General features: G+C 69.8%; 27 protein-coding genes. 14 read left to right on the top strand and 13 right to left on the bottom strand.

What is annotated here, in order from left to right:
• Positions 1–4 precede the first annotated feature (4 nt).
• The 5 genes from ACNPQM_RS02205 to hemL all read right to left on the bottom strand — a co-directional run bounded on the left by ACNPQM_RS02205 (position 5) and on the right by hemL (position 4,939).
• A complete protein-coding gene (locus ACNPQM_RS02205) occupies positions 5–727 on the bottom strand; it encodes a cytochrome c biogenesis CcdA family protein (RefSeq protein WP_418082825.1) in 723 nt (240 codons plus the stop codon).
• Positions 728–773: 46 nt separating this feature from the next.
• Positions 774–1,385: a TlpA family protein disulfide reductase gene (locus ACNPQM_RS02200; protein WP_358858367.1), complete on the bottom strand. Its 612-nt coding sequence runs from the start codon at positions 1,383–1,385 to the stop codon at positions 774–776.
• 67 nt (positions 1,386–1,452) lie between these two features.
• Complete coding sequence (locus ACNPQM_RS02195) at positions 1,453–2,703, bottom strand: hypothetical protein (RefSeq protein WP_358858368.1); 1,251 nt, start codon at positions 2,701–2,703, stop codon at positions 1,453–1,455.
• A gap of 209 nt (positions 2,704–2,912) precedes the next feature.
• On the bottom strand, positions 2,913–3,626 hold the full coding sequence (locus tag ACNPQM_RS02190) for a histidine phosphatase family protein (RefSeq protein ID WP_358858369.1): 714 nt from the start codon (positions 3,624–3,626) through the stop codon (positions 2,913–2,915).
• Entirely contained in the window at positions 3,623–4,939 is a 1,317-nt protein-coding gene (gene hemL, locus ACNPQM_RS02185) for a glutamate-1-semialdehyde 2,1-aminomutase (RefSeq protein WP_418082643.1), read from the bottom strand. The genes ACNPQM_RS02190 and hemL overlap by 4 nt, the downstream gene beginning before the upstream one ends.
• 126 nt (positions 4,940–5,065) lie before the next feature.
• Between hemL and ACNPQM_RS02180 the strand changes: the two genes are divergently transcribed.
• On the top strand, positions 5,066–5,647 hold the full coding sequence (locus ACNPQM_RS02180; RefSeq protein WP_358858371.1) for a hypothetical protein: 582 nt from the start codon (positions 5,066–5,068) through the stop codon (positions 5,645–5,647).
• Positions 5,648–5,940: 293 nt separating this feature from the next.
• A complete protein-coding gene (locus ACNPQM_RS02175; RefSeq protein WP_418082642.1) occupies positions 5,941–6,183 on the top strand; it encodes a hypothetical protein in 243 nt (80 codons plus the stop codon).
• Between the two features lie 52 nt (positions 6,184–6,235).
• Here ACNPQM_RS02175 and ACNPQM_RS02170 read toward each other — a convergent pair whose 3' ends face one another.
• Positions 6,236–6,808, bottom strand: a complete 573-nt coding sequence (locus tag ACNPQM_RS02170; protein ID WP_418082641.1) for a TIGR03086 family metal-binding protein — start codon at positions 6,806–6,808, stop codon at positions 6,236–6,238.
• Between the two features lie 88 nt (positions 6,809–6,896).
• Here ACNPQM_RS02170 and ACNPQM_RS02165 point away from each other — a divergent pair, with 88 nt between their 5' ends.
• A complete protein-coding gene (locus tag ACNPQM_RS02165) occupies positions 6,897–7,703 on the top strand; it encodes an AraC family transcriptional regulator (protein ID WP_418082640.1) in 807 nt (268 codons plus the stop codon).
• Between the two features lie 29 nt (positions 7,704–7,732).
• Positions 7,733–8,329, top strand: coding sequence for a GNAT family N-acetyltransferase (locus ACNPQM_RS02160; RefSeq protein WP_358858374.1), 597 nt, complete (start codon positions 7,733–7,735; stop codon positions 8,327–8,329).
• On the opposite strand, the gene ACNPQM_RS02155 is transcribed toward ACNPQM_RS02160, so the two are convergent.
• The gene (locus ACNPQM_RS02155) at positions 8,298–8,741 is read right to left on the bottom strand and encodes a GNAT family N-acetyltransferase (RefSeq protein WP_418082639.1); all 444 of its coding nucleotides are present in this window, start codon (positions 8,739–8,741) and stop codon (positions 8,298–8,300) included. The two genes, ACNPQM_RS02160 and ACNPQM_RS02155, sit on opposite strands and share 32 nt — an antisense overlap.
• 112 nt (positions 8,742–8,853) lie before the next feature.
• Here ACNPQM_RS02155 and ACNPQM_RS02150 point away from each other — a divergent pair, with 112 nt between their 5' ends.
• The 3 genes from ACNPQM_RS02150 to ACNPQM_RS02140 all read left to right on the top strand — a co-directional run bounded on the left by ACNPQM_RS02150 (position 8,854) and on the right by ACNPQM_RS02140 (position 11,490).
• Positions 8,854–9,633 (top strand): metallophosphoesterase, encoded by a 780-nt coding sequence (locus tag ACNPQM_RS02150; RefSeq protein WP_418082638.1) that lies wholly within the window; start codon positions 8,854–8,856, stop codon positions 9,631–9,633.
• Between the two features lie 133 nt (positions 9,634–9,766).
• Positions 9,767–10,606, top strand: a complete 840-nt coding sequence (locus ACNPQM_RS02145; RefSeq protein ID WP_418082637.1) for an NAD(P)H-binding protein — start codon at positions 9,767–9,769, stop codon at positions 10,604–10,606.
• Between the two features lie 134 nt (positions 10,607–10,740).
• The gene (locus ACNPQM_RS02140) at positions 10,741–11,490 is read left to right on the top strand and encodes a Mut7-C RNAse domain-containing protein (protein ID WP_418082636.1); all 750 of its coding nucleotides are present in this window, start codon (positions 10,741–10,743) and stop codon (positions 11,488–11,490) included.
• 57 nt (positions 11,491–11,547) lie between these two features.
• Here ACNPQM_RS02140 and ACNPQM_RS02135 read toward each other — a convergent pair whose 3' ends face one another.
• The gene (locus tag ACNPQM_RS02135) at positions 11,548–12,051 is read right to left on the bottom strand and encodes a MarR family winged helix-turn-helix transcriptional regulator (RefSeq protein ID WP_418082635.1); all 504 of its coding nucleotides are present in this window, start codon (positions 12,049–12,051) and stop codon (positions 11,548–11,550) included.
• A 65-nt stretch (positions 12,052–12,116) separates the two neighbouring features.
• Positions 12,117–12,692 (bottom strand): TetR family transcriptional regulator, encoded by a 576-nt coding sequence (locus ACNPQM_RS02130; RefSeq protein ID WP_418082634.1) that lies wholly within the window; start codon positions 12,690–12,692, stop codon positions 12,117–12,119.
• A gap of 138 nt (positions 12,693–12,830) precedes the next feature.
• Here ACNPQM_RS02130 and ACNPQM_RS02125 point away from each other — a divergent pair, with 138 nt between their 5' ends.
• Entirely contained in the window at positions 12,831–14,300 is a 1,470-nt protein-coding gene (locus tag ACNPQM_RS02125) for an FAD-dependent oxidoreductase (RefSeq protein WP_418082633.1), read from the top strand.
• Positions 14,301–14,377: 77 nt separating this feature from the next.
• Here the strand turns inward: ACNPQM_RS02125 and ACNPQM_RS02120 are convergent, their stop codons facing one another.
• Entirely contained in the window at positions 14,378–14,902 is a 525-nt protein-coding gene (locus ACNPQM_RS02120; protein WP_418082632.1) for a hypothetical protein, read from the bottom strand.
• Positions 14,903–15,019: 117 nt separating this feature from the next.
• Here ACNPQM_RS02120 and ACNPQM_RS02115 point away from each other — a divergent pair, with 117 nt between their 5' ends.
• Positions 15,020–15,355 (top strand): YnfA family protein, encoded by a 336-nt coding sequence (locus ACNPQM_RS02115; RefSeq protein WP_358858382.1) that lies wholly within the window; start codon positions 15,020–15,022, stop codon positions 15,353–15,355.
• A 265-nt stretch (positions 15,356–15,620) separates the two neighbouring features.
• On the top strand, positions 15,621–16,379 hold the full coding sequence (locus ACNPQM_RS02110; RefSeq protein ID WP_398957185.1) for an SDR family NAD(P)-dependent oxidoreductase: 759 nt from the start codon (positions 15,621–15,623) through the stop codon (positions 16,377–16,379).
• A gap of 79 nt (positions 16,380–16,458) precedes the next feature.
• On the opposite strand, the gene ACNPQM_RS02105 is transcribed toward ACNPQM_RS02110, so the two are convergent.
• Complete coding sequence (locus ACNPQM_RS02105; RefSeq protein WP_358858384.1) at positions 16,459–17,652, bottom strand: RtcB family protein; 1,194 nt, start codon at positions 17,650–17,652, stop codon at positions 16,459–16,461.
• Positions 17,653–17,821: 169 nt separating this feature from the next.
• Between ACNPQM_RS02105 and ACNPQM_RS02100 the strand changes: the two genes are divergently transcribed.
• The 3 genes from ACNPQM_RS02100 (at position 17,822) to ACNPQM_RS02090 (ending at position 21,109) form a co-directional block, all read left to right on the top strand.
• Positions 17,822–18,598, top strand: coding sequence for a DUF3558 domain-containing protein (locus ACNPQM_RS02100; protein ID WP_418082631.1), 777 nt, complete (start codon positions 17,822–17,824; stop codon positions 18,596–18,598).
• A gap of 152 nt (positions 18,599–18,750) precedes the next feature.
• Entirely contained in the window at positions 18,751–19,548 is a 798-nt protein-coding gene (locus ACNPQM_RS02095) for a DUF3558 family protein (protein ID WP_418082630.1), read from the top strand.
• A 199-nt stretch (positions 19,549–19,747) separates the two neighbouring features.
• Entirely contained in the window at positions 19,748–21,109 is a 1,362-nt protein-coding gene (locus tag ACNPQM_RS02090; protein WP_418082629.1) for a DUF2637 domain-containing protein, read from the top strand.
• A 101-nt stretch (positions 21,110–21,210) separates the two neighbouring features.
• On the opposite strand, the gene lysS is transcribed toward ACNPQM_RS02090, so the two are convergent.
• Positions 21,211–22,971, bottom strand: a complete 1,761-nt coding sequence (gene lysS / locus ACNPQM_RS02085; RefSeq protein WP_418082628.1) for a lysine--tRNA ligase — start codon at positions 22,969–22,971, stop codon at positions 21,211–21,213.
• 134 nt (positions 22,972–23,105) lie between these two features.
• Between lysS and argS the strand changes: the two genes are divergently transcribed.
• Positions 23,106–24,881 carry an arginine--tRNA ligase gene (argS, locus tag ACNPQM_RS02080; protein ID WP_358858389.1) on the top strand — a complete coding sequence of 592 codons (1,776 nt, stop codon included), beginning with the start codon at positions 23,106–23,108 and terminating at the stop codon, positions 24,879–24,881.
• Between the two features lie 44 nt (positions 24,882–24,925).
• Here the strand turns inward: argS and ACNPQM_RS02075 are convergent, their stop codons facing one another.
• A complete protein-coding gene (locus ACNPQM_RS02075; protein ID WP_418082627.1) occupies positions 24,926–26,434 on the bottom strand; it encodes a helix-turn-helix domain-containing protein in 1,509 nt (502 codons plus the stop codon).
• Positions 26,435–26,436: the final 2 nt, after the last annotated feature.

Raw genomic sequence — 26,436 nt, 5'->3', positions numbered from 1 at the left:
GAACTCAGATCCCCACCGTGAAGCCGTCGGACCAGCCCTGCAATTCCTGCATCATGCTGCCCCACACACCGGTCAGCAGGAGCAGCCCGGTCACGATCATCATGACGCCGCCGATCCGCATGACCCATGCGTAGTGGCGCTTGACCCAGCCGAACGCGCCGAGCGCCTTGCGGAAGGCGACCGCGGCGAGCACGAAGGGCACACCGAGCCCGAGGCAGTAGGCGATGGTCAGTATCGCCCCCCGTCCGGCGGTGCCCTGGTCCATCGCGAGGATGCTCACCGAGCTGAGCGTCGGGCCGAGGCACGGGGTCCAGCCGATCCCGAACAGGGCGCCCAGCAGCGGTGCGCCCGCCAGCCCGGTCACCGGCCTCTTATGGATACGGAATTCGCGCTGCGTCATCCACGGCATCAGGCCCATGAAGAAGATCCCCATCAGGATCATCAGCACGCCGAGGATCCTGGAGAGCGTGGTGCTGTGCGCCTGGAGCGTCTGGCCGAAGAAGCCGAAGAGCGCGCCGCCGGAGACGAACACGGCGGTGAAGCCGAGCACGAAGAGCGAGGCTCCCGCGACCATGCGCCCTCGCCTGGCCTGCGCCAGATCAGTGCCGCTGACGCCGGTGACGTACGAGAGATAGCCGGGCACGAGGGGCAGAACACATGGCGAGAAGAACGAGACGAGCCCGCCGAGTACGGCGATGGGCAGGGCGACGACCAGCGCCCCGTTCATCACGGTCTCGTTCTGCCCCGGAAGTGTGGCAAGGGTGAGCACGGAATCACTTCTCCGCGATCAGCGGGTCGATCATCTTGTGCAGCTTGACGTCGTCGAGGGCGACGAGCGTGCGGGCCGCGATCTTCCCGTCCCGGTCGATGACCACGGTCGAAGGAATGGCCTGCGGGTTCAGCGTGCCCTTGGGGAAGCGCAGGATGAGCTTCCCGATCGGGTCGAAGAAGCTCGGGTAGGTGATGCTGTTGTCCTTCTCGAAGTTCACCGCCGGGCCCTTCGTGGCGTCCCGGGTGTTGATCCCGATGAACTGGACGCCCTGGCTCGCGGTCTCCTTCGACACCTTCGCGAAGTGCTTGGCCTCCAGCCGGCAGGGGCCGCACCACGAGCCCCATACGTTCAGCACGACGACCTTGCCCTTGTAGTCGGCGACGTCGAGGGGCTTGCCGTCCAGTGTCGTGCCGTCGAGCTTCGGCGCGTCCTGGCGGTCCGCCTTGGCCACGGTGGAAATTCCGCCACTGCCGGTGACGAAGTGCGAATTGCCGCCACCGCCGGCCTTGTTGCCGTCACCGCCGCAAGCAGTCAGGGTCAGCGCCAGTGCGGCGGCCGCTGCGGGGGCGGCGAGCAGGGTGAAGCGGCGTCGGGGTGCGCGGCCAGAGCTCATGTGAAAAGTTTCGCATGGCTGTTCCGGGGATCTTGCTCACCCCCCTCGGTGCCCGTAAAGCCCGTTGTCAGGCCCGTTTAAAGAAGGCGTTCCAGCCACCGTCGGGCGACTGGCCGACCTCCAGCGTGCGAAGCTTCGCGAGCACGGCCGGATCCTGGACGTCGAGCCAGTCGACAAACTGCCGGAAGGACACGAGCCGCACATCCGGCTTCCCGGCGATCCTTTTGAGGGTCTCTTCCACCGCATCCATATAGATGCCGCCGTTCCACTCCTCGAAGTGGTTGCCGATGAAGAATGGTGCTCGATTCGACCCGTACGCGCGGTGGAAGGCGGCGAGGTACGACCGAGTGGCCTGGGTGCGCCATTCCGGATAGCGCGACGGCATTCCCCGGGTGGTGTTCCGTGACTGGTTCGCGAGGATGTTGTAGTCCATCGACAGCACTTCGAAGGTGTGCCCGGGGAACGGCATGCCCTGCAGCGGAAGGTCCCATATGCCCTGGCGCTTCTCGGGCCAGACCTGCGTGCCGCCGGGCGAGCTCGCGTCGTAGCGCCAGCCCAGTCGGCGCGCGGTGGGCAGCAGATTGTTCTGGCCGAGCAGACAGGGGGTGCGGCCGCCGACGAGTTCCTTGCGGTAGTCGAAGGGCAGCGGGTCGAGATCGGTCCAGCCGGTATTGGTGCGCCATTCGGTGACGAAGGAGACCGCCTGAGCGATCTCGTTCTCCCACTGCGCGGACGTCCAGTGGGCGACCGATCCGGAACCGGCGCAGAAATGCCCGTTGAAGTGCGTGCCGATCTCATGACCGTCGAGCCAGGCCCTGCGTATGTGGCCCAGCGTCTCCTTGATGTGGGCATCGGTGAGATAGCCGATGTCGGAGGCGCCGATGCGGTTGTTCGGCGGCCGGTACAGGGACTTCTTCGACTCGGGCAGCAGGTAGATCCCGGAGAGGAAGAAGGTCATCGCCGCATCGTGTTCCTTGGCGAGTTCGAGAAAACGCGGGAAGAGCCCGGTGCCGACTTCACCCGCCCCGTCCCAGGAAAAGATCACGAACTGCGGCGGGGTCTGGCCGGGTTCCAGCGGAACCGGCGCGGAAGGCTGGTTCGGCTGCTCCCCGGTGTCCGCGGTGGAACCGTCCCCGATCTCGCGGACATCCACTTCCGCGGCACCGTCCCCCTCTGCCTTGCCGCCCGCCGTCTCCCCGGGGCCGGGTCCCGGCCGGCCGCGTTCGGAAGAGTGCCGGGAACCGCAGCCCGCCATCCCGATGGCAGCCGCGCCCCCCAGTCCGGCTCCGAGCAGGCTCCTTCGGCTGATGTCGCGCATGACGTCCCCATCTGCGGTCGTTCCGACCCAACTGCATACAAACTGGCGAAGGCTTAGATGCGCGGAACAACGCGGGGGTTCCGCCGTCTAACACACAATTCTGTGCGTGCCCAGACCCCACTCCTGACGTGGCCTTGTTCATGACCCGAACGCACCACGGGCCCCGGCCGACACATCGGCAGGGGCCCGTGCGGGTCGAGAAGTCCCGGCTACGCGCCGAACGCCTTGGACTTCCCCTTCACCGGCTTCGCGCCGGCCAGCAGGTGCGCAGGGACCAGATCGCGGGCCGGCTCGGTGTAGCCGACCGAGACGATCTTGTCGCCCTGGTACGTGAAGCTGGTCAGCGAGGCCAGCGTGCACTGCCGCTTGCGCGGGTCGTGCCAGAGCCGTCGTCGCTCGACGAAGCTCCGGACGATCCAGATCGGCAGCTGGTGGCTGACGCAGACCGCCTCGTGCCCACGGGCCGCGTCGCGCGCTGCGTCGAGTGCGCCCATCATCCGTACGACCTGCTCGATGTACGGCTCGCCCCAGGACGGGCGGAAGGGGTTGGTGAGGTGCTTCCAGTTGTCCGGCTTGCGCAGCGCACCGTCGCCGACCCCGAAGGTCTTGCCCTCGAAGACATTGGCCGCCTCGATCAGCCGCTCGTCGGTGGCCAGGTCGACGCCGTGCGCCTTGGCGATCGGCGTCGCCGTCTCCTGGGCGCGCTCCAGCGGAGAGGCGACAACATGGGTGATGTCGCGCTTCTCCAGGTGCTCGGCCACCCGGTCGGCCATCCGCCGGCCGAGCTCGGAGAGGTGGTAGCCGGGACGGCGTCCGTAGAGCACGCCCTCGGGGTTGTGCACCTCCCCGTGCCGCATCAGATGAACGACAGTGATGTCCTGACGCGCGCTGTCTGCACGGCTGGTACTGCTGGTCTCGCTCATGAGGTGGCCTCCGAGGCGGCGCGGGCGGCAGCGGGCAGGGCGGCGGCGATCCGCTCGACGGCCTGCGTGTCGTGGGCGGTGGAGACGAACCAGGACTCGAACGCGGACGGCGGCAGATAGACGCCCTGCGACAGCATCGAGTGGAAGAAGGCGGTGAAGCGGAAAGCTTCCTGCTTCTTGGCATCCTCGTAGTTGCGCACCGGCTGGTCCGTGAAGAACACGGAGAACATGTTGCTCGCCGCGGACACCGTGTGCGCGACGCCCTCCTTGGTGAACGCCTCGCTCACCAGGGACCGGATCTCCGCGGAGACCGCGTCGACCTTCGCGTACGCCGCGTCGTCGAGCAGCCGCAGCTGGGCGAGACCGGCGGCGGTGGCGATCGGGTTCCCGGAGAGGGTGCCCGCCTGGTAGACGGGGCCGACCGGGGCGAGGTGCGCCATCACGTCGGCGCGCCCGCCGAAGGCCGCGGCCGGGAAGCCTCCGCCCATGACCTTGCCGAAGGTCATCAGGTCGGGCCGCACGCCGTCGACGCCGAACCAGCCGGCCTTCGAGGTCCGGAATCCGGTCATGACCTCGTCGGAGATGTACAGCGCACCGCCCTCGGCGCAGAGCTCCTTGAGCCCGGCGTTGAAACCGTCCAGCGGCGGCACCACGCCCATGTTGCCGGGCGAGGCCTCGGTGATCACACAGGCGATCTCATTGGGGTGCGCGGCGAACGCGGCCCGCACGGCCTCCAGGTCGTTGTACGGCAGCACGATCGTGTCGCCGGCCTGCGCGCCGGTGACGCCCGGGGTGTCCGGCAGTCCGAAGGTCGCGACCCCGGACCCGGCGGCGGCAAGCAGCGCGTCGACGTGCCCGTGATAGCAGCCGGCGAACTTCACGACCTTGGCCCGGCCGGTGAATCCGCGGGCCAGCCGGATCGCGGACATGGTCGCCTCGGTGCCGGAGGACACCAGCCGCACCTGCTCCACAGGCTCGATCCGGGCCACGATCTCCTCGGCGAGCGCGACCTCGCCCTCACCGGGCGTACCGAACGAGGTGCCGCGGGCGACAGCCTCCTGGACTGCGGCGATGACCTCGGGGTGGGAGTGGCCGAGGATCATCGGCCCCCACGAGCACACGAGGTCGACGTACTCACGGCCGTCGGCATCGGTGAGGTACGGACCGGTGCCGGACACCATGAAGCGGGGCGTACCGCCCACGGCCCGGAAGGCGCGTACAGGAGAGTTCACGCCGCCGGGCGTCACGAGGGACGCGCGGTCGAAAAGCGTCTGCGAAACTGGGGCGTCATAGGGAAAGCTCACACATGCCATGGTGTCAGAGCCTCCGGCGATCTTGCGGACAGGTGTTTCACACCAAGCCCGCGGGGGAGGTCACTGGCACGATGATCAGGTTGCGCGGCGGGGGCTTTGTCTCCTAAGTAGTCGGGTGGATGAGATATGCATCGCGGTGGCGAAGTGGGCGAAGGGACCGGCGACCTGGGGCCCGAGCCTGCCCGCCGGGGTCGGCACCGGCGTGAGGCCGAGCGTCGGCAGGGCATACAGGCCGGCAGTGCGCAGTCCGGAAGCGGGAGTGGAGGCCGGGTGGGGGTGACGTACAAATACTTCGGGGCCCCCGACGGGGCCACAGCCGCACGGGTGCCCATTTCCATGCGCCCCGAGGAGCTCGGCGGCGACGAGCTGGGCATGGGCGGCATGTTCACCAAGATCAAACCGGAGACGGTGGCGGCCATGGTCCTCACCGGAATCCAGGGCATACCCCTGCACAGGGTCCCCCCGCTGGAACTGGTCGTCCTGCACCCCGACTACGCCGTGGTCAAACTTCCCATGACGGTCGTCGACCCGCTGCGCGGAGTCGGCGAGGAATCGGTCGGCGCCGCGGCCTTCATCTGGTCCACGGTCCCGGACCGCGGCGGCCCGCGCGACGCGTTCAACGTCTACCAACTGCTGCACGAGTGGCAGGATTTCAGCCATCGTCTGCATGATGCGGGGCATCAGGCGTACTGCCTGGTCTGGCCCTGAGCCGGGGCCGGTCTGCGGCGCGCCCACGGCGCTCGGCAACGGCACCCGGTACACATCGCCCAGGGACGGGGATGCTCTGCACGTGTGGACTCCGGACAACCGGAGGGTGTCCGGTTCACGCCCGCATCCGGCCATTCTTTGACCGAAGACCGATCTTCAGCCGGCCTGCCGCATGCCGATGCCCGCCAGGGCGTGTTTCGAAAGCCCCGTCTGCCGGGCGGACGACGCTGCTTTCGAAGCACGCCCTACAGCTCACGTGGTCGCGTACGGGGCTCGATATCGAGGAGCCTGCCATGGGTGACACGCCGCCGGCCCTGGCCATCCCCTTGCTGGTCTTCGCCGGCGGGATCTACGCAGGCTGCGAGAGCTGGTGGCGGCGCCGGCACCCGGCGCCGCCGTCGCCGTACACCCATCAGGCGGCCCGCCTGGCCGAGCGCGAGATGACCGAGGCGGCGAGGAAGATCGTCGAGGAGGCGTACGCGACGCTCAGTGCGCTCTACGGCTCCGCGGGAGCACCGGAACCGGCCGCGCAGTAGCCGACGTCGGCGGAAAACATCGGCTCCGCAAGCGCCCCGGGCGTCCCCGGGGTCACGCCCGGGGCGGCTGCCAGCCCGGGTCACGGCCGGTCGTACCCAGCATCCGCTCAAAAGGGCCAGCACTGTCCGGTACGGGGAAGGGTTCGCCGTACACCTTCGCCTTCCGCGCGTTCGGAGCCATGTCGGCGACACCGGGCCCCAGTTCGCTCACCACGGCCTCGTCCGGAACGAATTCCTGCCCGGTGGCGCGCGCCAGGTCCCATGCGTGCACGGTCAGATCGCCCAGCACCATCTGCGCGACGGTTCTGGCGGGGAACCCCATGGAACCCGCGGTCCCCTCGTCCGCACCCGGCGCGCCCCACGCCGCAACGAGCTTGGCCGTCTCCTCGCCGAAGCGGCTGCGCCAGTCGCCGGTGACCACGGTCGGCTTCGCGCCGAAGTCCGGCTCCTCCCTGGCCGCCAGGGCCTGGAAGTTGACGACCACCTGGAAGAGGTGGTCGACCAGGGCCCGCACGTCGTACTCCGTGCATGGCGTGGGGTCGTCCAGCTGGCCGTCGTCGATCCCGCGCACCACAGGAATCGCCCGCTCCGCGGCCATGTCCAGCAATTCACTGATCTTCTTCATCCTTCAACCGTGCATCCGGCAACCGCCCGCGTCTTGAAGAAACGCGACAAGGATGATTCGAACTGTTGTACGTCATAGGATCGCTGTCATGTCAGGTCCTCGACGCGACAACCGGGGCATCGTCGACGCCCCCGAACTCTTCTCGCACGTGCATTTCCGCCGCCGCGAGCCCGCTCCCGGGCTGCGGACGCAGGTGGCGTTCTACTGGCTGATCGACTGGGACCTGCCGGAGCCGTACACCTCGCACGTGGTGCCGCACCCTTCGGTCAACCTGGTCTTCCAGCACTACGAGGGCACCGGCGAGGCCGCCTTCGCGGAGGTCGCGGGCATCGGGCTCCAGCTCTTCAGCCAGAAGCTGGAGGGCCGGGGACGGGTCTGCGGGGTGAAGTTCCGGCCGGGCGGCTTCCGGCCGTTCGCACCGGACCACCCGGTGTCGCGGTGGTCGGGCCGACGGCTCATGGCGGACGAGGTCCTCGCCGTACCCGCACCCGTGACGGCCGTGCTGGACCCGGCCGAGGAGGACGCACGGGTCGCGGCGCTGGACGCCTACCTGCTGGCGCTCGCCCCGGAACCCGACCCGCAGGCCGAGCGCGCGGTGGCGCTGGTCGAGCGCGTCCGCACGGACCGTACGATCCGCCGCGTCGACGAACTCGCCCGCGCCGAAGGGCTGTCGGCACGGTCGCTGCAGCGGCTCTTCGCCACCTATGTGGGCGTCGGCCCCAAGTGGGTGATCCTGCGCTACCGCATCCACGAGGCACTGGAACGCGCCGAGACCGACCCCGAGGTGGACTGGGCCACGCTCGCGGCGGAACTCGGTTACAGCGACCAGGCGCACCTGGTCAGGGACTTCACGACGACGCTCGGAGTGCCGCCGACGGCACTCGCCCGGCGCTGATTGTCAGCGCCACGTCCTACTGTTGCCACATGGAGCACACTCCCCCGTCATCGGCATCTCCCGTGCGGATCGAGCCCTGGTCGGACGGCGACCTGGAGCTCCTGCGCCGGGTCAACGCGCCGGAACTGATGGATCATCTGGGCGGTCCCGAGTCGGAGGAGCAGCTCATGGTGCGCCACGGACGCTATGTGGAGCTGAGCGCGGACCGGACGGGCCGGGGCAGGATGTTCCGGATCACCCTGGCCGACGGAAGCGGGGGCGAGGCCGTGGGGACGATCGGCTTCTGGGAGCGCACCTGGCAGGGCCAGGAAGTGTACGAGACGGGGTGGGCCGTCCTCGCCGGCCACCAGGGGCAGGGCATCGCCACGGCCGCGACCAGGGCCGTCGTCGAGCAGGCGCGCGCCGAACGCAAGCACCGCTATCTGCACGCCTACCCGTCCGTCGACAACGGCGCGTCGAACGCGGTGTGCCGCAGGACGGGCTTCATCCTGGTCGGCCAGTGCGACTTCGAGTACCCGCCCGGCCATGCGCTGCTGACGAACGACTGGCGACTGGACCTCACTCCGGAGCTCGGTTCCGGGTCCGGCCCCGGGATCAGTCCGAATTCCGGGCCAGAGGCTTGTTGAAGCTGAACGCGACGATGTCCAGCCGCTCCCGCAGATAGAAGCGGTGGGCATCGGTGCGATGCGTGCCCGAGTCCAGACTCAGGTCCAGGCAGCCGGCCTCCCGGGCACGCTGCTCCAGATACCCCAGGAGCCGGTGGCCGACACCGGTGGACCGGGCGTGCTCTGCGGTGACCAGATCGTCGACGTACAGCTTGCGGATCTGGCTGGTGTTGTCGACGATCCGCCATCCGGCCGCGCCCACGCATGCGCCGTCGCCGTCGTGGACGGCGGTGAAGCGGAGCCCCTGCGGGTACCCCTTTTCGTACACCTCGCGGAAGAGGTCCTCCGTCAGATGCGGACGCAGTTCACGCAGCACGGGAAGTAGGTCCGTGATCAGTCGGGGGTCGCCGGGTTCGAGGTCGGTGATCTTCATGCGGGAACTGTAGGCGCAGCCCCGGGAGCTTGCGAGGGGGATCCGGCAACCACTCTCATGGTCGACAGCCCATCAACCATGAGAACCGATTCACCGAGCGACGGGGGACCCGATGCTGCTGGCACACATCAGCGATCTGCATCTCGACGGAACGGCCCGTGCCACGGACCGCGCGAGCAGGGTGGTGAACTACCTCAACTCCCTGGCCCGGCAGCCGGACGCGGTCCTGGTCACCGGCGACATCGCGGACCACGGCGCACCCGAGGAGTACGCCGAGGCGGCCCGCCTGCTGGCGGCGCTGACCGCGCCCGCGTTCCCGTGCCCCGGCAATCACGACGACCGTTCCGCATACCGAAAGATCCTGCTGGCCGAAGAAGCGGGAGGGGGGACGGGCGACGGCACCGCGCCCATCAACCGGCTGCACCACGTGGCCGGTTACGCCCTGCTGCTCTGCGACTCGACGATCCCCGGCGAGGACCCGGGCCGGTTCGACGACGAGACCCTGGAGTGGCTCGCGCACACGCTCGACGAGCTGGGCGACACCCCGGCCATTCCCGCGTTCCACCACCCCCCGGCCGCCGTCCACCACCCGTACCTGGACTCGACGAACCTGACCAACGCGGCACGGTTCGCCGAACTCCTCGCCGCGCGCTCCGTCGACAGCGTTCCGGCGATCCTGACCGGCCACGCCCACACCCCGATGGCATCGACGTTCGCCGGGCGGCCTCTGCTCGTGGCACCCGGAGTCGTGTCGACGCTGCGGCTGCCCTGGGAGAGCGGCGAGGGGCTGATCGATCCGGAGGCGCCGCCCGGGGTCGCCTTCCATGTCCTGGACGAGGGCGACCCGGGCGCGGGTGGCCGCGTCACCACGCACTACCGCGTCGTGCCGTAACCGGCAGCCCTCAGCCCGGCGTGACCCGCGGGCCCGCCCAAAACGTTTGACGGGCGGGCCCTCCTCTTGAATAGTTATCTGCGTGACACAGCTTATGCGTTACACATAAAACGACTCAAGGAGCTCACCCCTCATGCTCACTCTCGTCACCGGAAGCCGCGGCCGCGTCGGTTCCGCACTCGTTTCGCTCCTGCACCGCGACGGCCACGCCGTGCGCGCCGCCTCCCGTGACCCCGCCCGGCTCGACCCGCCCGCCGGAGTGGCGGCCGCGGCATGCGATCTCACCGATCCCGCCACCTTCGCCCCCGCACTGGACGGCGTCGGCTCCGTCTTCCTGTACGCCGAACCGGCCGGGATCGACTCGTTCCTCACCCGGGCGGAAGCAGCCGGAGTCCGGCACATCGTGCTGCTCTCCTCCAGCTCGGTACTCGGCCCGGACGCGCAGGAGAACCCGATCGCCCGCCCCCACCACGCGGTCGAGCAGGCGCTCGCCGCCTCACCTCTCACCACGACCTTCCTGCGCCCGGGCGCCTTCGCGGCCAACGCATACCAGTGGTCCGCGGCGATACGGAGTCACGGCGTCGTGGACCTGCCCTTCCCGCGCAGCCACACCAGCCCGATCCATGAGGCGGACATCGCCGAGGCCGCCCTCGCGGTCCTCACCGAGCACGGGCTGCAGGGCTCGGCGTATCACCTGACCGGCCCCGAATCGCTCACAGCCGCCGAACAGATCGGCCTGCTGGCGGCGGCTTCGGGACGCCCCGTCGCGGTCAACGCCGTGAGCCGGTCGGCCTGGAAGGAATCCGTGACCTCGTACCTCCCCGAGGAGGTCGCCGAGGGGCTGCTCAGCTACTGGGCGTCAACGGACGGTTCACCCGCCGAGGTGACCGGCGAGACCGAGAAGCTGACCGGCCGACCGGCCCGTACGTTCGCCGCCTGGGCCGAGGAGCACGCCGACGCGTTCCGCGCCTGAGAGGCTGTCGGGCTGCCTTCGATCGCCCGATCAGAGGCAGCCCGACAGCCTCTGAGCCGGGCCATCCGCCTCCGGCTGCCCCTCGCCCGTGAATTCCCTGGCTCACGCAGACCGCCCGGTGTCATGCTGACGAAGTGAACGGACCGGAGATCCACCTCGAAGTCGACCCTGAACTGCGGCTCTTCGTTGCCCATGAACGCCGCAACGGACGCACGTCAGTGACCACCGACGGCGCCTCGACACTCGGCCATGTCGTGGAATCGCTCGGCGTCCCGCTCACCGAGGCCGGCCAACTGCTCGTGGACGGCCGCCCCGTCCCCGTCTCGCACATCCCGGGCGCGGGCGAACTGGTGGAGGTGCGCGCGGTGGCGCGCCCCCAGCGCGTCGAAGGCGCGCCGCTGCGCTTCCTGCTCGATGTCCACCTCGGCACGCTCGCCCGGCGGCTGCGGCTGCTGGGCGTCGACGCGGCATACGAGAGCGAGGACCTCGGCGACCCGGCGCTGGCCGCCCTGTCGGCGAGGGAGCAGCGGGTACTTCTCTCCCGGGACCGGGGACTGCTGCGGCGGCGGGAGATCTGGGCGGGGGCGTACATCTACAGCGACCGTCCGGACGATCAGCTGCGGGACGTGCTGGAGCGGTTCGCACCGGAGCTGGCCCCGTGGACCCGGTGCACGGCCTGCAATGGGCCGCTGACTGACGCGGACAAGGAATCCGTCCGGGAGCAGCTGGAGCACGGCACACAGCAGTCGTACGACGTCTTCGCGCAGTGCACGGGGTGCGGCCGGGTGTACTGGCGCGGCGCCCACCACTCCCACCTGGAGACCATCGTCGCCGACGCAGTGCTCGAGTTCGGCGCCCGGGATCAGGCCGGTCCGGTCCGGTAGGGCTGTCCGGCGAGGCACGGCCGGACCTCATCCGCACGGCACACCTGACGAATCGCCCTACGACCCGCCTTGCGCCGCATCGAACTCCCCGCTCCGCAGCCGCGCGATCTGGCCCGCACCGAGCTCGACCGTCCGCCGCATATGAGCGATGAGGAGTGCCACCTCGTCGTCGTCATACGCCTCGAACATCGCCGCCCAGTCCCCACTCAGCCTCTCCCAGACCGCACCGAACTCCGCCATCCGCTCCGGCACGGTCGCAACGAGCACCCGCCGTCGGTCCGCCGTGTCGCGCTCACGTGTCACATACCCGGCCCGTTCCAGCCGGTCGACGAGCCGGGTCGCCGACCCGGTGGTGAGCCCGGTCAGCTCCGCGATACGCCCGATAGTGACGGATTCCGCTTCGAGGCCGAGCAGGTTGAGGCACTGCAGATCGGTCGGGTGGATCCGCAGATGGTCGGCGACGGCCTGATTGAAGAGGGCGTACGCAGCCATATAGCGGCGCGACTCGGTGGACAGCTCGGCCAGCAGAGCATTGCGCCGGACCGGGGACTTCTGCGGCATGCAGAGAGTGTACGAAGCAGATGCTGCCCCCGCGTCATCCCCACGGGCCCCGACCACCGCACCCACTACGGCTGCTCGGCGGTCAGATAGCGCTGGACGGTGGGTGCGAGCCAGGCGATCACCTCGTCACGAGGCATCGAGACAGCGGGGGCGATGCGCAGGACGTAGCGGGCGAGCGCCATCCCCAGGATCTGGGACGCGACGAGCGCTGCGCGGCGCGGGGCCTCGGCGGGGACCGGACAGACACCGGCAGCCACCGGACCGAGCTGTTCCGCGAAGACGGCCCGCATGCGCTCGGCCCCCGCGTCATTGGTGACACCGACCCTGAGCAGACCTGTCAGCACGTCGTCCTGCTCCCAGCGGTCCAGGAAGTGCGCGACCAGCACGGCCCCGATGTGCTTCCCGGGCAGCGCCCCGAGCTCCGGCACCCGCAGGTCGATCACGGACGCGGCCGCGAACAGCCCTTCCTTGCTGCCGTAGTAGCGCATCACCATCGACGGGTCGATGTTCGCGTCGCGTGCGATGGCCCGGATGGTGGCGCGCTCATAGCCATCGGCGGCAAACCGCTCACGGGCGGCTTCGAGGATCGCGGCCTTCGTCGCGTCCGAGCGGCGGGGGGATCCGGGGGCTTTCGTCGTCATGCCAACAATCGTAGGCCAACAAGTGTTGACACACCAGTCGCGCCGGTTCTAGATTTATCAACAAGCGTTGACCCACGCCTGTTGGCCAACAATCGTTGGTATCGGATGACCGTTGGCGAACGGCTTCAGGAGGTCGCCATGACCAGCAAGCCCCGTACCCGCACGAACACCGGCCCCACCCCTGACACCGTCGATGTACTCGTCGTGGGTGCAGGACCCACCGGAATGCTGCTCGCCGGCGACCTCGCCGCACGCGGCCTGTCGGTCACCGTCGTCGAGCGCCGCCCGCAGAGCACCAGCAACATGACGCGCGCCTTCGCCGTCCACGCCCGCACCCTCGAAGCGCTCGACACCCGCGGTCTCGCCGACGAGCTGGTCAAGACGGGCTCCGCCCTCACCGGGCTGCGGCTCTTCGGCCGCCTCTCGCTCGACCTGTCCCGGCTCGCGTCCCGCTTCCCCTTCCTGCTGATCACCCCGCAGTACGAGGTCGAAAGCCTGCTGAAGCGCCGCGCGCTGTCCGCGGGGGTGGACTTCCGGTACGGCACGAGGCTGACGGACCTGCGCCAGTCCGCCGACGCGGTCACTGCCGAGGTGGAGAGCGCCGACGGGGCGCAGACCATACTCTCGGCCCGCTACGCCGTGGGCACCGACGGAGTGCGCAGCGCCGTGCGTGAGGCGCTCGGACTGCCCTTCCCCGGCAAGTCCGTGATCCGCTCCATCGTCCTCGCCGACGTCCGGCTCACCGAAGCGCCCGCCGGCCTGCTCACGGTCAATGGTGTGGGGGACGCCTTCACCTTCATCGCCCCCTTCGGCGACGGCTGGTACCGCGTCATGGGCTGGGACCGCAGGCACCAGGCCGCCGACAGCGACCCCGTGGAGCTGGACGAGCTGCGCGAGATCGCCAGGCTGGCCCTCGGCAGCGACCACGGCATGCACGACGCCCGCTGGATCTCACGATTCCACAGCGATGAGCGCCAGGTGCCCGCCTACCGCGTGGGCCGGGTCTTCCTCGCCGGAGACGCCGCCCATGTCCACTCCCCCGCGGGCGGGCAGGGCATGAACACCGGACTGCAGGACGCCGCCAACCTCTCCTGGAAGCTCGCCGCCGTCCTGCGGGGAGAGTCGCGGGCCCCGGAGGCACTCCTCGACAGCTACCACGCCGAGCGGCACCCGGTCGGCACCAAGGTGCTGCACAGCAGCGGTGCGATGATCCGTCTCGCCATGGCCCGCACCCTGCCGCAGCGAGCGGTCCGCACGGCCGTCGCCGGCCTCCTGGCCAGGGTGCGGCCGGCCGGGGACAAGGCCATGGGCCTGATCTCCGGCATCGGCATCGCGTACCCGGCGCCGCGCGGCTCCCACCCCCTCACCGGCAAGCGGGCCCCGGACCTGGGACTGGTGGAGGGCCGCCTCCAGGAGCTGCTGCGCGACGGCACATTCGTCCTCGTCACCCCCGCCGACACCCCCACACCGACGTCCCGGACCCCGCTGGTGCACGCCCACTGGACGAGCGACCGTGCGACCACGCTGCTCGTCCGCCCCGACGGCTATGTCGCCTGGGCGAGCGACCGGCCCGACCCGGCGGCGCTGCAGACCGCTCTCGCCCGATGACCTCCGGCCGGTCGGCGCTCCGCGCACGTCACGCGCCCGCCGCGCCCGCCGCGCCGGCCCCTCGCGGCGCCAGGAGCTCAGAAGACGTACTCGTCATCGGTGGCGGGCGCCAGCACCTCATACCGGTTGTTGCCGGGGTTCCGGTCGGTCGCACCACCGTTCCAGGCGGTGTCGATCCGTACGACCACCTCGTTCGGCCGTCCCGCGAGCTGCAGCTCGAGCGCGAGCTGACGGCCCGCCGACCCGTCCGCCCTCAGCGGACCCGTCCGGCACAGTACGGATCGGGCGCTCGCCTGCAGACACTCGACCGGCATCTCCTGCCGGCCGCTGAGGGGCACCGAGAAGCGGAACCGTACGGTCACGCTCGCCAGATTCGACGGGCCGTGGTTCTCGCTGCGCAGCCAGATCCCGAGCCCCCTGCCCCACAGCGAGACATGCCCGTGGTGCGAGACGTCCGCCTCCCGCGCCACCCGCCGGTCCACCGGCGCCGGCACGGGCCCCGTCGCGACCGCCTGCCCTGCCCCCCATGCCGCTGTCGACACTGTTGCCGCCATCGCCGCTGCGGCGGAGACCGCCAGCCGAGCCTTACGCGTGACTACCATGCCCCGAAGATACCGATCGCCACGAATTATCCGTATTTACACACCTGTTCCGCGCTCCACTCCACCCGCTTGCCCCACCCGTCCGAACCCACCCGCCCCGCATGAAACGCTGCTCCCATGGTCGTCGCCCGCTCTGTCGCACTCTTCGCCGTTGCCGCGCTCTTCGAGATCGGCGGCGCCTGGCTCGTCTGGCAGGGCGTGCGGGAACACCGGGGCTGGATCTGGATCGGCGCCGGAGTCATCGCCCTGGGTGTGTACGGCTTCGTCGCCACGCTGCAGCCGGACGGCGAGTTCGGCCGCATCCTCGCCGCGTACGGCGGTGTCTTCGTCGCGGGCTCGATCGCCTGGGGCATGGTCGCCGACGGCTACCGCCCCGACCGCTGGGACGTCACCGGCGCGCTGATCTGCCTGGCCGGCATGGCCGTGATCATGTACGCCCCCCGGAACCACTGAGAAGCACCGCCCCACCCGCAAGGCCGACACCCGCCACCGGCCGACAACCAGCCACACCGACAGCCCCACCGAGCCGACAGCCCCATCGATCGGGCGCCGACCGCCGAGAACGGCCGAACTCCGGCGGCGTCGCTCCCCTTCGCCCCGGACGCCGCGGGAAACGCGGCCGCCGGACGCCGCATACAGCGCGGCCGCCGAACGGGACCTCGCGCCGCCTGCCTATCCTGACCCCGTACCGATCAGCTGTCCGAGGAGTCGAGTCCGCATGGCCGCCACCCCCATCGCCGTCATCACCGGAGCGAGCAGCGGCATCGGTGCCGCGACCGCCCGGCAGCTCGCCGCCGCCGGCTACCGCGTCGTCCTGACCGCCCGCCGCAAGGACCGCATCGAGGCGCTCGCCGCCGAGATCAACGAGGCGGGCCACGAGGCCACGGCGTACGCCCTGGACGTGACGGACCGCGAGGCGGTCGACGCTTTCGCCACCGCCTTCCGCTCTCTCGCCGTCCTCGTCAACAACGCGGGCGGCGCGCTCGGCGCGGACCCGGTCGCCACCGGCGACCCGGCCGACTGGCGCCAGATGTACGAGACGAACGTCATCGGCACGCTCAACGTCACCCAGGCCCTGCTCCCCGCCCTCACTGCGGGCGGCGACGGCACGATCGTGATCCTTTCCTCGACGGCGGGCCTGTCCACCTACGAGGGCGGCGGTGGCTACGTGGCCGCCAAGCACGGCGAACACGTCCTCGCCGAAACCCTCCGCCTGGAGATCGTCGGCACCCCGGTCCGCGTCATCGAGGTCGCCCCCGGCATGGTCAAGACGGAGGAGTTCGCCACCACCCGCTTCCGCGGCGACACCGAGAAGGCCGCCAAGGTCTACGCCGGCGTCGACGCCCCCCTCACCGCCGACGACGTGGCCGACACGATCACCTGGGCCGTCACCCGCCCCAGCCACGTCAACATCGACCTCCTGGTGGTCCGCCCCCGCGCCCAGGCGTCCAACACCAAGGTCCACCGCACGCTCTGAAGCCATCGGCCCGCACGGAAGAGCCCCGGACCACCACCACAGGGTCCGGGGCTCGTCTTCGTAGCGGCGTCAAGGGCGCTCAGCCCTTCACGCACACCACCTGCTTCAGCTTCGCGACGACCTCCACCAGGTCCCGCTGCCGCTCGATGACCTGCTCGATCGGCTTGTACGCACCCGGGATCTCGTCCACGACACCGGAGTCCTTACGGCACTCCACACCCCGTGTCTGCTCCTCCAGGTCCCGCGTCGAGAAGCGCCGCTTGGCCGCGCTGCGGCTCATCTTCCGGCCGGCCCCGTGCGAGGCCGAGTTGAACGACTTCGCGTTCCCGAGCCCCTTCACGATGTACGAGCCGGTTCCCATCGACCCCGGGATGATGCCGAAGTCACCCGAACCGGCACGGATCGCCCCCTTGCGGGTGACCAGCAAATCCATGCCCTCGTACCGCTCCTCCGACACATAGTTGTGATGGCAGGAGATGACCGGTTCGAAGGTGACCCGGGCCTTCTTGAACTCCTTGCGGACGACGTCCTGGAAGAGCCCCATCATGATCGCGCGGTTGTGCTTCGCGTACTCCTGGGCCCAGAACAGGTCGTTCCGGTACGCCGCCATCTGCGGGGTGTCCGCAATGAAGACCGCCAGGTCACGGTCGATCAGGCCCTGGTTGTGCGTCAGCTTCTGTGCGACCCCGATGTGGTACTCGGCGAGCTCCTTGCCGATGTTCCGGGACCCGGAGTGCAGCATCAGCCACACCGAACCCGACTCGTCGAGGCAGAACTCAATGAAGTGGTTTCCGGATCCAAGCGTTCCCATCTGCTTGGTGGCACGTTCATGACGGAATTTAACCGCATCCACAATCCCGTCGAACCGCCCCCAGAAGTCGTCCCAACCCGCGGCCGGGAAGCCGTGCAGCCGGCCGGGGTCCACGACGTCGTCATGCATGCCCCGGCCCACCGGAATGGCCTGCTCGATCTTCGACCGAAGCCGCGACAGATCGCCCGGAAGGTCATTGGCCGTCAGGGAGGTCTTCACCGCGGACATGCCGCACCCGATGTCCACACCCACCGCCGCCGGACAGACCGCACCACTCATCGCGATCACCGAACCGACGGTCGCACCCTTGCCGTAATGCACGTCGGGCATGACGGCCAGCCCCTTGATCCAGGGCAGCGTGGCAACATTCCGCAGCTGCTGCATCGCACCGTCCTCGACCGAAGCCGGGTCGGCCCACATGCGGATGGGGACCTTCGCCCCCGGCACCTCTACGTACGACATAGTCCCTCGATTCCCCCGAAAAGCCTGAAAGCGCAAAACCGGTGCCAAGGTCGGCAAAAGAGTCGGCCGACCGGCAATCACAGCGGCGCGTGCGATACACATTGTGTCCACCAGCCGCCACCGAGCGGCAACTTCTTTTCGCTCGAAGGGAGCCCGGATCGTGCGACGAATGGCGTACGTACCCGGCGTCGCACTCCTCGGAGTGCTGACCGCCGGCTGCACCGGCGGCACCGGTACCGAAGGCCCCGCCGCCGACAGCAAACCCGGCAGCCCGAGCATCGCCGCCGCTCCGGCGGGCAAGTACCACACGCTTCCCGAGCCCTGTCGCTCCATCACGCGATCCACGCTGAAGGACCTGCTTCCGGGCATCGCCGATCTGCCGGAGAACCAGCAGGAGAAGGCATTCACGGGCACGGCCGCCGTCACCTATGACACCGACCGCCGGGTCGGCTGCCAGTGGAAGTCGGAGGCCGCGGCGTCGTCCCGTTCCGTCGTGCTCGACTTCGAGCGTGTCGTCTCGTACGACACCTCGGTGAGCGACGAGGACCGTGCCCGCGAGGTGTACGGGACGAAGGAGACCGCGGCCCACTTGCCGTCCGGCACCTTCGCCCCCGGCGACGCGGAGAAGGTGTCGGCCTCGCCGTCGGACTCCCCCTCCGGCTCGGCACAGGACACCGGCGGCGCCGCGGGCGCGGGCTCCGAGGACCTCCGTCCGCGGACCCTCGACGACCTCGGAGATGCCGCATTTCTGGATGATCTGCTCACTCGGGCAGGATCCAGCGCACAACACCGCACGGTGAGCGTGGTATTTCGCACATCGAACGTCATTGTGACCGTCCGGTACACCGAGCAGCCCGCCTTCGCGAGCCAGGTCCCGGACAGCAAGGAACTGCAGGAGAAGGCCCAGGAACTCGCCCGGAAGCTGGTCGACAAGTTCGGCGAATAGCCCGCTGCCGGACGCCTCCGACCCGCACCGCGCCGGTCGGCGGAGCGTCCGGCCGAGGCGGCATCCGGCCGCCGTCCGTCGTACCGTGGCCCTCCGGAACACCTGCCGAGCATCCTGCCAACCGCCCGTCGCGCCACCCGAGTGAAGGAACCATGCACCGATCAGCCCCGCGACTCACCCGCATACTCGCCTGCGCCGCCGTTCCGGTGATGCTCGTCGTCGCCGGCTGCTCGTCGGACTCCGACAGCAAGGAGAAGTCGGGCTCGCCCTCGGCCTCCGCATCGAGCGCACAGAAGCCGAGCGCACAGAAGACGGAGGCGACGGTCGAGCCGGCGAAGTTCGCCAAGCTGCCCGACCCGTGCGACGCGATCACCGCGAAGACGATCACCTCGCTGGTGCCCAAGGCCAAGAGCAAGGCCGGTACCCCGGCCCGGTCCAGCGACACCTCGGCGCGCGCCGGCTGTTCCTGGAACGGCCTCGACGACAACGGCGTCAACGGCTCGCAGTACCGCTGGCTCGACGTCGGCTTCACCCGCTTCGAATCGGACCAGGCGCTCGGCAGCGGCGCCAAGCGCGCCCAGGAGGACCTCGCGAGCCAGGTCGCCAAGGCCAAGGCGGCCGAGGGCGCCAAGAAGGTCGTCGAAGCCCCCGTCAGCGCTATCGGCGACCAGGCCACCGTGGTCACGTACGACCTCACCAAGACAAAAGAGGACTTCAAGTACGCGACGGTCGTGGCCCGTACGGGGAACGTCGTCATCACCCTGACCTACAACGGCGCGGGTTACGCGGGCGCGAAGACGCCGTCCGGCGACGACATCCTGAAGGGTGCCGAGAAGGCCGCCAAGGAGACCGTCACCGCGGTCGCCGATGCCAACGAAATGAAGTCGAGCCCGTCCACGAGCATGTCGAAGTCTCCGACGGCGAAGAAGTCCGCGTCGCACACGTCGTAACACCGCACCACCGCCCGCCGGGCATTCCCGCGATGCCCACGGCAGATACCCCAACAACCCTGCACAGAAGCAGTTTTACGAAGCCCGGCACTCCCCCGAGAGCCGGGCTTCCCCCCTCCCCGCGCACCGCACCCCACGCGCATGTGCCAGGCTGTGCCCGCCAGAAGTCGAAGTCGGGAACACAGAGAGGGGATCGCGGGTGGCCGCGATTCAGCTGACACGCACGCACCGGATACTCATCGGGGTCGTCGTCGCCGGCGCGGCAGTCATCGCCGCGATCGGCTTCGCGGGCTCGTACGCCGCAGTGCGCGCGCTCGCAGAGGACAAGGGCTTCGGGAACTTCTCCCTGGTCTTCCCGATCGGCATCGACGCGGGCATCTGCGTACTGCTGGCGCTGGACCTGCTGCTGACCTGGATGCGGATCCCGTTCCCGCTGCTGCGCCAGACGGCCTGGTTGCTGACCGCCGCGACGATCGCCTTCAACGGCGCCGCGGCCTGGCCGGATCCGCTGGGTGTCGGCATGCACGCCGTGATCCCGGTGCTGTTCGTGGTCGCCGTCGAGGCCGCCCGGCACGCGGTCGGCCGGATCGCCGACCTCACGGCCGACAAGCACATGGAGGGTGTCCGCCTCACCCGCTGGCTGCTCTCCCCGGTCCCGACGTTCAAGCTGTGGCGCCGGATGAAGCTCTGGGAGCTGCGGTCGTACGAGCAGGTCATCAAGCTCGAACAGGACCGGCTGATCTACCAGGCACGGCTCCAGGCCCGCTTCGGCCGCCACTGGCGCCGCAAGGCGCCCGTCGAGTCCCTGATGCCGCTGCGGCTGGCGAAGTTCGGTGTCCCGCTGGCCGACACCGGCCCTGCCGGGCTGGCCGCAGCGGGCATCGAACCGGCCCTGCTGCCACCGGCTGCGGCGGCCGTCGAAACGGTGGCCCCTCAGCCCGAGCTGCCGATGCCGTACGCCGCACAACAGCAGCAGTACGCCGAGCCCCGGCAGCACCCGCAGCAGCCCCAACAGCAGTACGCCGGCCCCTCCGGCCCGCCCGCCGAGGAGTGGCCCCAGGAGGGCCCCGGCGCGCACGAGAGCCCCTGGTTCGCGGCGCCGCAGGCCGCGGACGGCACGTACGAGGGCGCGTACGACCCCACGTACGCCGAGGACCCGGAGCCCGCCCCGGTCATGATCCCGTCGGGCCCCGGCGGCCGCACCCGTCCCCTGGGCGACGTGGGCACGATCGGCGCGGTCCCTCGTCCCCGCAGCGAGCAGCCCCTGCCGGAGCAGCCGGAGCAGCCGCCGGGCCCGCCCCAGGAGGAGCCGCAGCCCCAGCAGGAAGCTGATCCGGCGGAGTGGGCCGAGGCGGAGGTCGAGTTCGGCAACATCGCGTACAAGGTGTTCTCCGACCTCACGCACGAGCACCAGGTCCACCCGAGCGTCGAGGTCCTCGACATAACGCTCTCGGACGTCCACGGCGTCAGTCACCCGCGCAGCACGGCCCTGCTCCGGCGCCTGCTGCCGGGCTTCAAGCAGCGCTTCGACAACGAGATGGCCGAGAACCACATCGCGTAACCACCCCCGAGTCCGTCCGCCGCACGAGAACGGACCGGGACCGGCAGGACAAAGGGCCGTCACCCGCATCACCGGGTGACGGCCCTCCGTACGACCGGCTCCTACGCGCCCAGCAGCTTCCGCACCCTGTCCGCGCCGACGGCGAGCAGCAGCGTGGGCAGCCGCGGACCGGTGTCACGGCCGACCAGGAGCTGGTACAGCAGCACGAAGAACGACCGCTGCGCGGCCTTCAGCTCGGGCGTCGGCTTGGCGTCCGGCTCCAGCCCCGCGAGGACCTTCGGCACCCCGTAGACGAGTGTCGTCAGCCCGTCCAGCGACCAGTGCGTGTCCAGCCCGTCCAGGAGCAGCCGCAGCGACCGGCGCCCCTGGTCGTCCAGTGAGCCGAGCAGTTCCTTGTCCGGCTCACTGCGGACGATGGTGCGGGCGTCGGCGGGGACCTGGTTGGTGATCCAGCTCTCCGCGCGGTCGAGGCGCGGCCGTGCCTCGTCGAGCGAGCCGATCGGGTTCTCCGGGTCCAGCTCGCTCAGGATGCGCAGCGTCTGCTCGTCGTGGCCGGCGGTGATGTCGACGACGGACGCGAGCGTGCGGTACGGCAGCGGGCGCGGCGTGCTCGGCAGCTCACCGGCGGCCGTGCCGATGGCACGCGCGTACGCGGCGGCGTCGGCGGGCAGCACGGAGCCGTCGGCGACCTTGCGCGCCAGCGAGTCCCACTCGTCGTACAGCCGCTGGATCTCCTGGTCGAAGGCGATCTTGAAGGACTGGTTGGGCTTGCGGCGCGCGTACAGCCAGCGCAGCAGCGGTGCCTCCATGATCTTCAGCGCGTCGGCCGGGGTCGGCACGCCGCCCTTGCTGGAGGACATCTTCGCCATGCCGGAGATGCCGACGAAGGCGTACATCGGGCCGATCGGCTGCACACCGTCGAAGACCTCGCGGACGATCTGGCCACCGACGACGAACGACGAACCGGGCGAGGAGTGGTCCACGCCGCTGGGCTCGAAGATCACTCCTTCGTACGCCCAGCGCATCGGCCAGTCGACCTTCCAGACCAGCTTGCCGCGGTTGAACTCGTTGAGCCGGACGGTCTCGGCGAAGCCGCACGCGTTGCAGGCGTAGTTCATCTCGGTCGTGTCGTCGTCGTACGACGTGACCGTGGTCAGGTCCTTCTCGCAGTTGCCGCAGTAGGGCTTGTACGGGAAGTAGCCGGCCGAGCCGCCGCTGCCGTCGTCCTCGCTCGCCGCGCCGGAACCCGCCTCGGCCTCCAGCTCGGCCTCGTCGACCTTCTTCTGCTGCGGCTTCTTGCCGCCCTTGGCGCCTGCCGCCGGGTCCTTCTTCGTGCGGTACCGGTCGAGGACCGCGTCGATGTCGGCGCGGTGCCTCATCGCGTGCAGGATCTGCGCGCGGTACGTCCCCGCCGTGTACTGCTCCGTCTGGCTGATGCCGTCGTACTCGACACCCAACTCGTCCAGCGCAGCCGTCATCGCGGCCTTGAAGTGCTCCGCCCAGTTCGGGTACGCGGACCCGGCCGGCGCGGGCACGGACGTCAGCGGCTTGCCGATGTGCTCGGCCCACGACTCGTCCACGCCGGGGACACCGGCCGGAACCTTGCGGTACCGGTCGTAGTCGTCCCACGAGATCAGGTGGCGGACCTGGTACCCGCGGCGGCGGATCTCGTCCGCGACCAGGTGCGGGGTCATGACCTCGCGGAGGTTGCCGAGGTGGATCGGGCCCGACGGGGAAAGACCGGACGCGACGACGACCGGTTTGCCAGGCGCACGACGCTCCGATTCGGCGATGACATCGTCCGCGAAGCGGGAGACCCAGTCGGCCTCGGTGCTGCTCTGACTCTGAGCCACGGTCGGCACGTCCTTCTCTCTGGTAGGGCTCGTAGGGGCGCTGTCCATTCTCCCAGGTCCACCCGGCAGTGCGAAAACGGCTTTACAGTGCGTGGGATACTGGGCGTGATCCCTTGTACCCCTACGGAAACGGCAGCCATCCCATGGCCTCGGTCAATTCCCTCGCTTCGACGCTCCAGCAGCAGCTGGCGGACGCCCTGACGGCAGCACTGCCGGATGCCGGCACCGCGGACCCGCTGCTGCGCCGAAGCGACCGGGCCGACTTCCAGGCCAACGGGATCCTGGCCCTCGCCAAGAAGCTGAAGGGCAACCCGCGCGAGCTGGCGTCCCAGGTGACGGCCGCGATCCCGGCGGGCGACCTGATCAGGGAGATCGAGGTCTCCGGCCCCGGCTTCCTGAACATCACGCTCAGCGACAAGGCCATCATCGAGACCCTCGCCGCACGCGCCGCGGACGACGAGGGCCGGCTCGGTGTGCCGTACGCGCAGAACGCCGGCACGACGGTCGTCGACTACGCCCAGCCGAACGTGGCGAAGGAGATGCACGTCGGGCACCTCCGCTCCGCCGTGATCGGTGCCTCGATGGTGGAGGTCCTGGAGTTCACGGGCGAGAGCGTGGTCCGCCGCCACCACATCGGCGACTGGGGCACCCAGTTCGGCATGCTCATCCAGTACCTGATCGAGCACCCGCACGAGCTGGACCACAAGGACGCCGACGAGGCGGACGGCGAGGCCGCCATGTCCTCCCTCAACCGGCTCTACAAGGCGTCGCGGGCGCTCTTCGACTCCGACGAGGAGTTCAAGGCCCGCTCCCGGGACCGGGTGGTGGCGCTCCAGGCCGGTGACGAGGAGACGGTCGCGCTCTGGCAGCGGTTCGTCGACGAGTCGAAGATCTACTTCTACTCGGTCTTCAACAAGCTCGACATGGAGATCCGCGACCCCGACATCGTCGGCGAGTCCGGCTACAACGACATGCTCGAGGAGACCTGCCGGATCCTGGAGGAGACGGGCGTCGCCGTCCGCTCCGAAGGTGCGCTGTGCGTGTTCTTCGACGACGTGAAGGGCCCGGACGGCAACCCGGTCCCGCTGATCGTCAAGAAGACGAACGGCGGCTACGGCTACGCGGCGACCGACCTCTCCGCGATCCGCGACCGGGTCCAGAACCTCAAGGCGAACACCCTGCTGTACGTCGTGGACGCGCGGCAGTCGCTCCACTTCAAGATGGTCTTCGAGACGGCCCGCCGGGCAGGCTGGCTGAACGAGGACGTCAAGGCGCACCAGCTGGCGTTCGGCACGGTCCTCGGCAAGGACGGCAAGCCGTTCAAGACCCGTGAGGGCGAGACGGTCCGGCTGGTCGACCTGCTCGACGAGGCGATCGAGCGGGCGACGGCAGTCGTGCGCGAGAAGGCCGAGAAGGTCGGCCTGACCGAGCAGGAGATCGTCGAGAACGGCGAGTACGTCGGTATCGGCGCGGTGAAGTACGCCGACCTCTCGACGTCCGCCGTCCGGGACTACAAGTTCGACCTGGACCAGATGGTGTCGCTGAACGGCGACACCTCCGTGTACCTCCAGTACGCGTACGCCCGGATCAAGTCCATCCTCCGCAAGGCGGGCGAGACCCGGCCGGTCGCGCACCCGGAGCTGCAGCTGGCCCCGGCAGAGCGGGCGCTGGGTCTGCACCTGGACCAGTTCGGCGAGAACCTGGCCGAGGTGGCGTCGACGTACGAGCCGCACAAGCTGGCCGCGTACCTCTACCAGCTGGCCTCGCTCTACACGACGTTCTACGACCAGTGCCATGTGCTGAGCGAAGACAACCCCGCCGAGGTGGTCGAGAACCGGCTCTTCCTCTGCGACCTGACCGCCCGCACCCTCCACCGGGGCATGGCGCTGCTCGGCATCCGGACCCCCGAGCGCCTCTGACCGGGACACCCGCCCGTACGCAACGGCCCGGTGGCTGTGACCCGTTACTCCTTGGTCACCCACTGGGCCGTGTCGTGCCGGTACACGTACTGCGGCCGCACCTTGATGCTGCTGGTACGGAACGGCTTCCCGCCGTCGTCGATGCGCAGCGTCCCCTCCCGGCCGCCGCTGCTCCACTCCAGCTCCAGGTACCAGCTGACGTCGTGCCCTTCGACATGGGCGTCGAGATCGAACACCTCCACGTCTGTGGAGGACACCCGGAACGGGAAGTGCTTCGGCGGCACGCGCTCGTCCCTCTGCTGCCCCGCCACCGGGGTGAGGATCGGCCGGCTGTCGTCGAGGTCGATGTCGAAGGACTGCGGTGTGATGCCGCTCCCGCAGCCATCCCCCATCGAGTACGCCGACCACGGCAGCGGCGCCTTCCGGGACAGCGTCCGCACGTGCAGTCCGTTCAGCACGACAGCCTGCCCCGACTTCCCCTGCACGGTGAGTTCGAGCAGCATGCTGCCGCCGTCCACCCCGCCGAGCGCCCTGGCCCAGCCACGGGTGTCCTGCGGTGCGGGGGGCGGAGGTACGTCGTCCGGCTTCTGGTCCAGTACGTAGTACTGGCCGCAGGGCTCTTCCCAGTTGTACGAGCTGATGGTGGCGGTCAGCGGCACGCCCCCGCTCTGCTGCCCACCCGGCCCGGCTCCCGCGCCGTGTCCGCCGGACGGGGCGGAGGCGTCGCCGCGCGCCGGGGACGAGGCGCTCGCCGAGCCGGACGGTACGGGTTTGCCCGACTTCTTCGCGCCGCCGGGCGAGGCGGTGACGCTCGCGCCGAGGCGGGGCAGGGCGGACGCGGTCCCGTCCGCTTCCTTGCCGTCCACGGCGGCGGCGTTGCTGAGCTCGTCGGCGTCCGTGCCCGACATCTTGCTGACGACGATCGACGTGGGCACGGCCAGCGCGACGACGGCGACGGCCGCGAGCAGCACACGCGCCCGCGGGGAGGACAGGAACCGCCGGGGCCGGCTCGTCCCACCGACCACGATCGCGGCTTCGGAAACGGCTTCGGAAGCGGGCACGGGTGCGGGTGCGGGCGTGGGCATCGACGCGGGCATCGTCGCGGGCGTGCCGCCACCGTGCCCGCCCGCTTCCGCGTCCCGGCCTTCAGGCGAATCCCCGGCCCCGACCCCGTCCCCCGCCTCGGAGCCACGAACCGCACCCGGAACCATGTCCGAAACCGCATCCCGAACCGACTCCGCAGCCACGCCCGAAACAGTGCCCCGGACCGGCTCCGGGACAGGCTCCGCAGCGGCGGCGCGGCGCCGTCGGGCCGCATCGGCCACGATCCACCGCCGGTGCAGCTCCACCAGCTCATCCGCGTTCGCCCCGCACAGCCGAGCCAGCCGTTCCACCGGGGCGTACTCATTGGGCACGGCATCACCGTTGCAGTACCGGTGGAGCGTCGAGGTGCTGACGTGCAGTCTTCCGGCGAGAACCCCGTAGCTGCGCCCTGAACGGTCCTTCAGTTCCTTCAGCAGAGCCGCGAATTCCACGGCTTCCGGCGTCGCCACTG

It is taken from the genome of Streptomyces sp. NPDC056231, from assembly GCF_048270745.1.
In the GTDB taxonomy this organism is placed as follows: Bacteria; Actinomycetota; Actinomycetes; order Streptomycetales; family Streptomycetaceae; genus Streptomyces.
The sequence above is the reverse complement of the archived record's forward strand: the minus strand, read 5'-3'. Positions and strand labels throughout refer to the sequence as shown.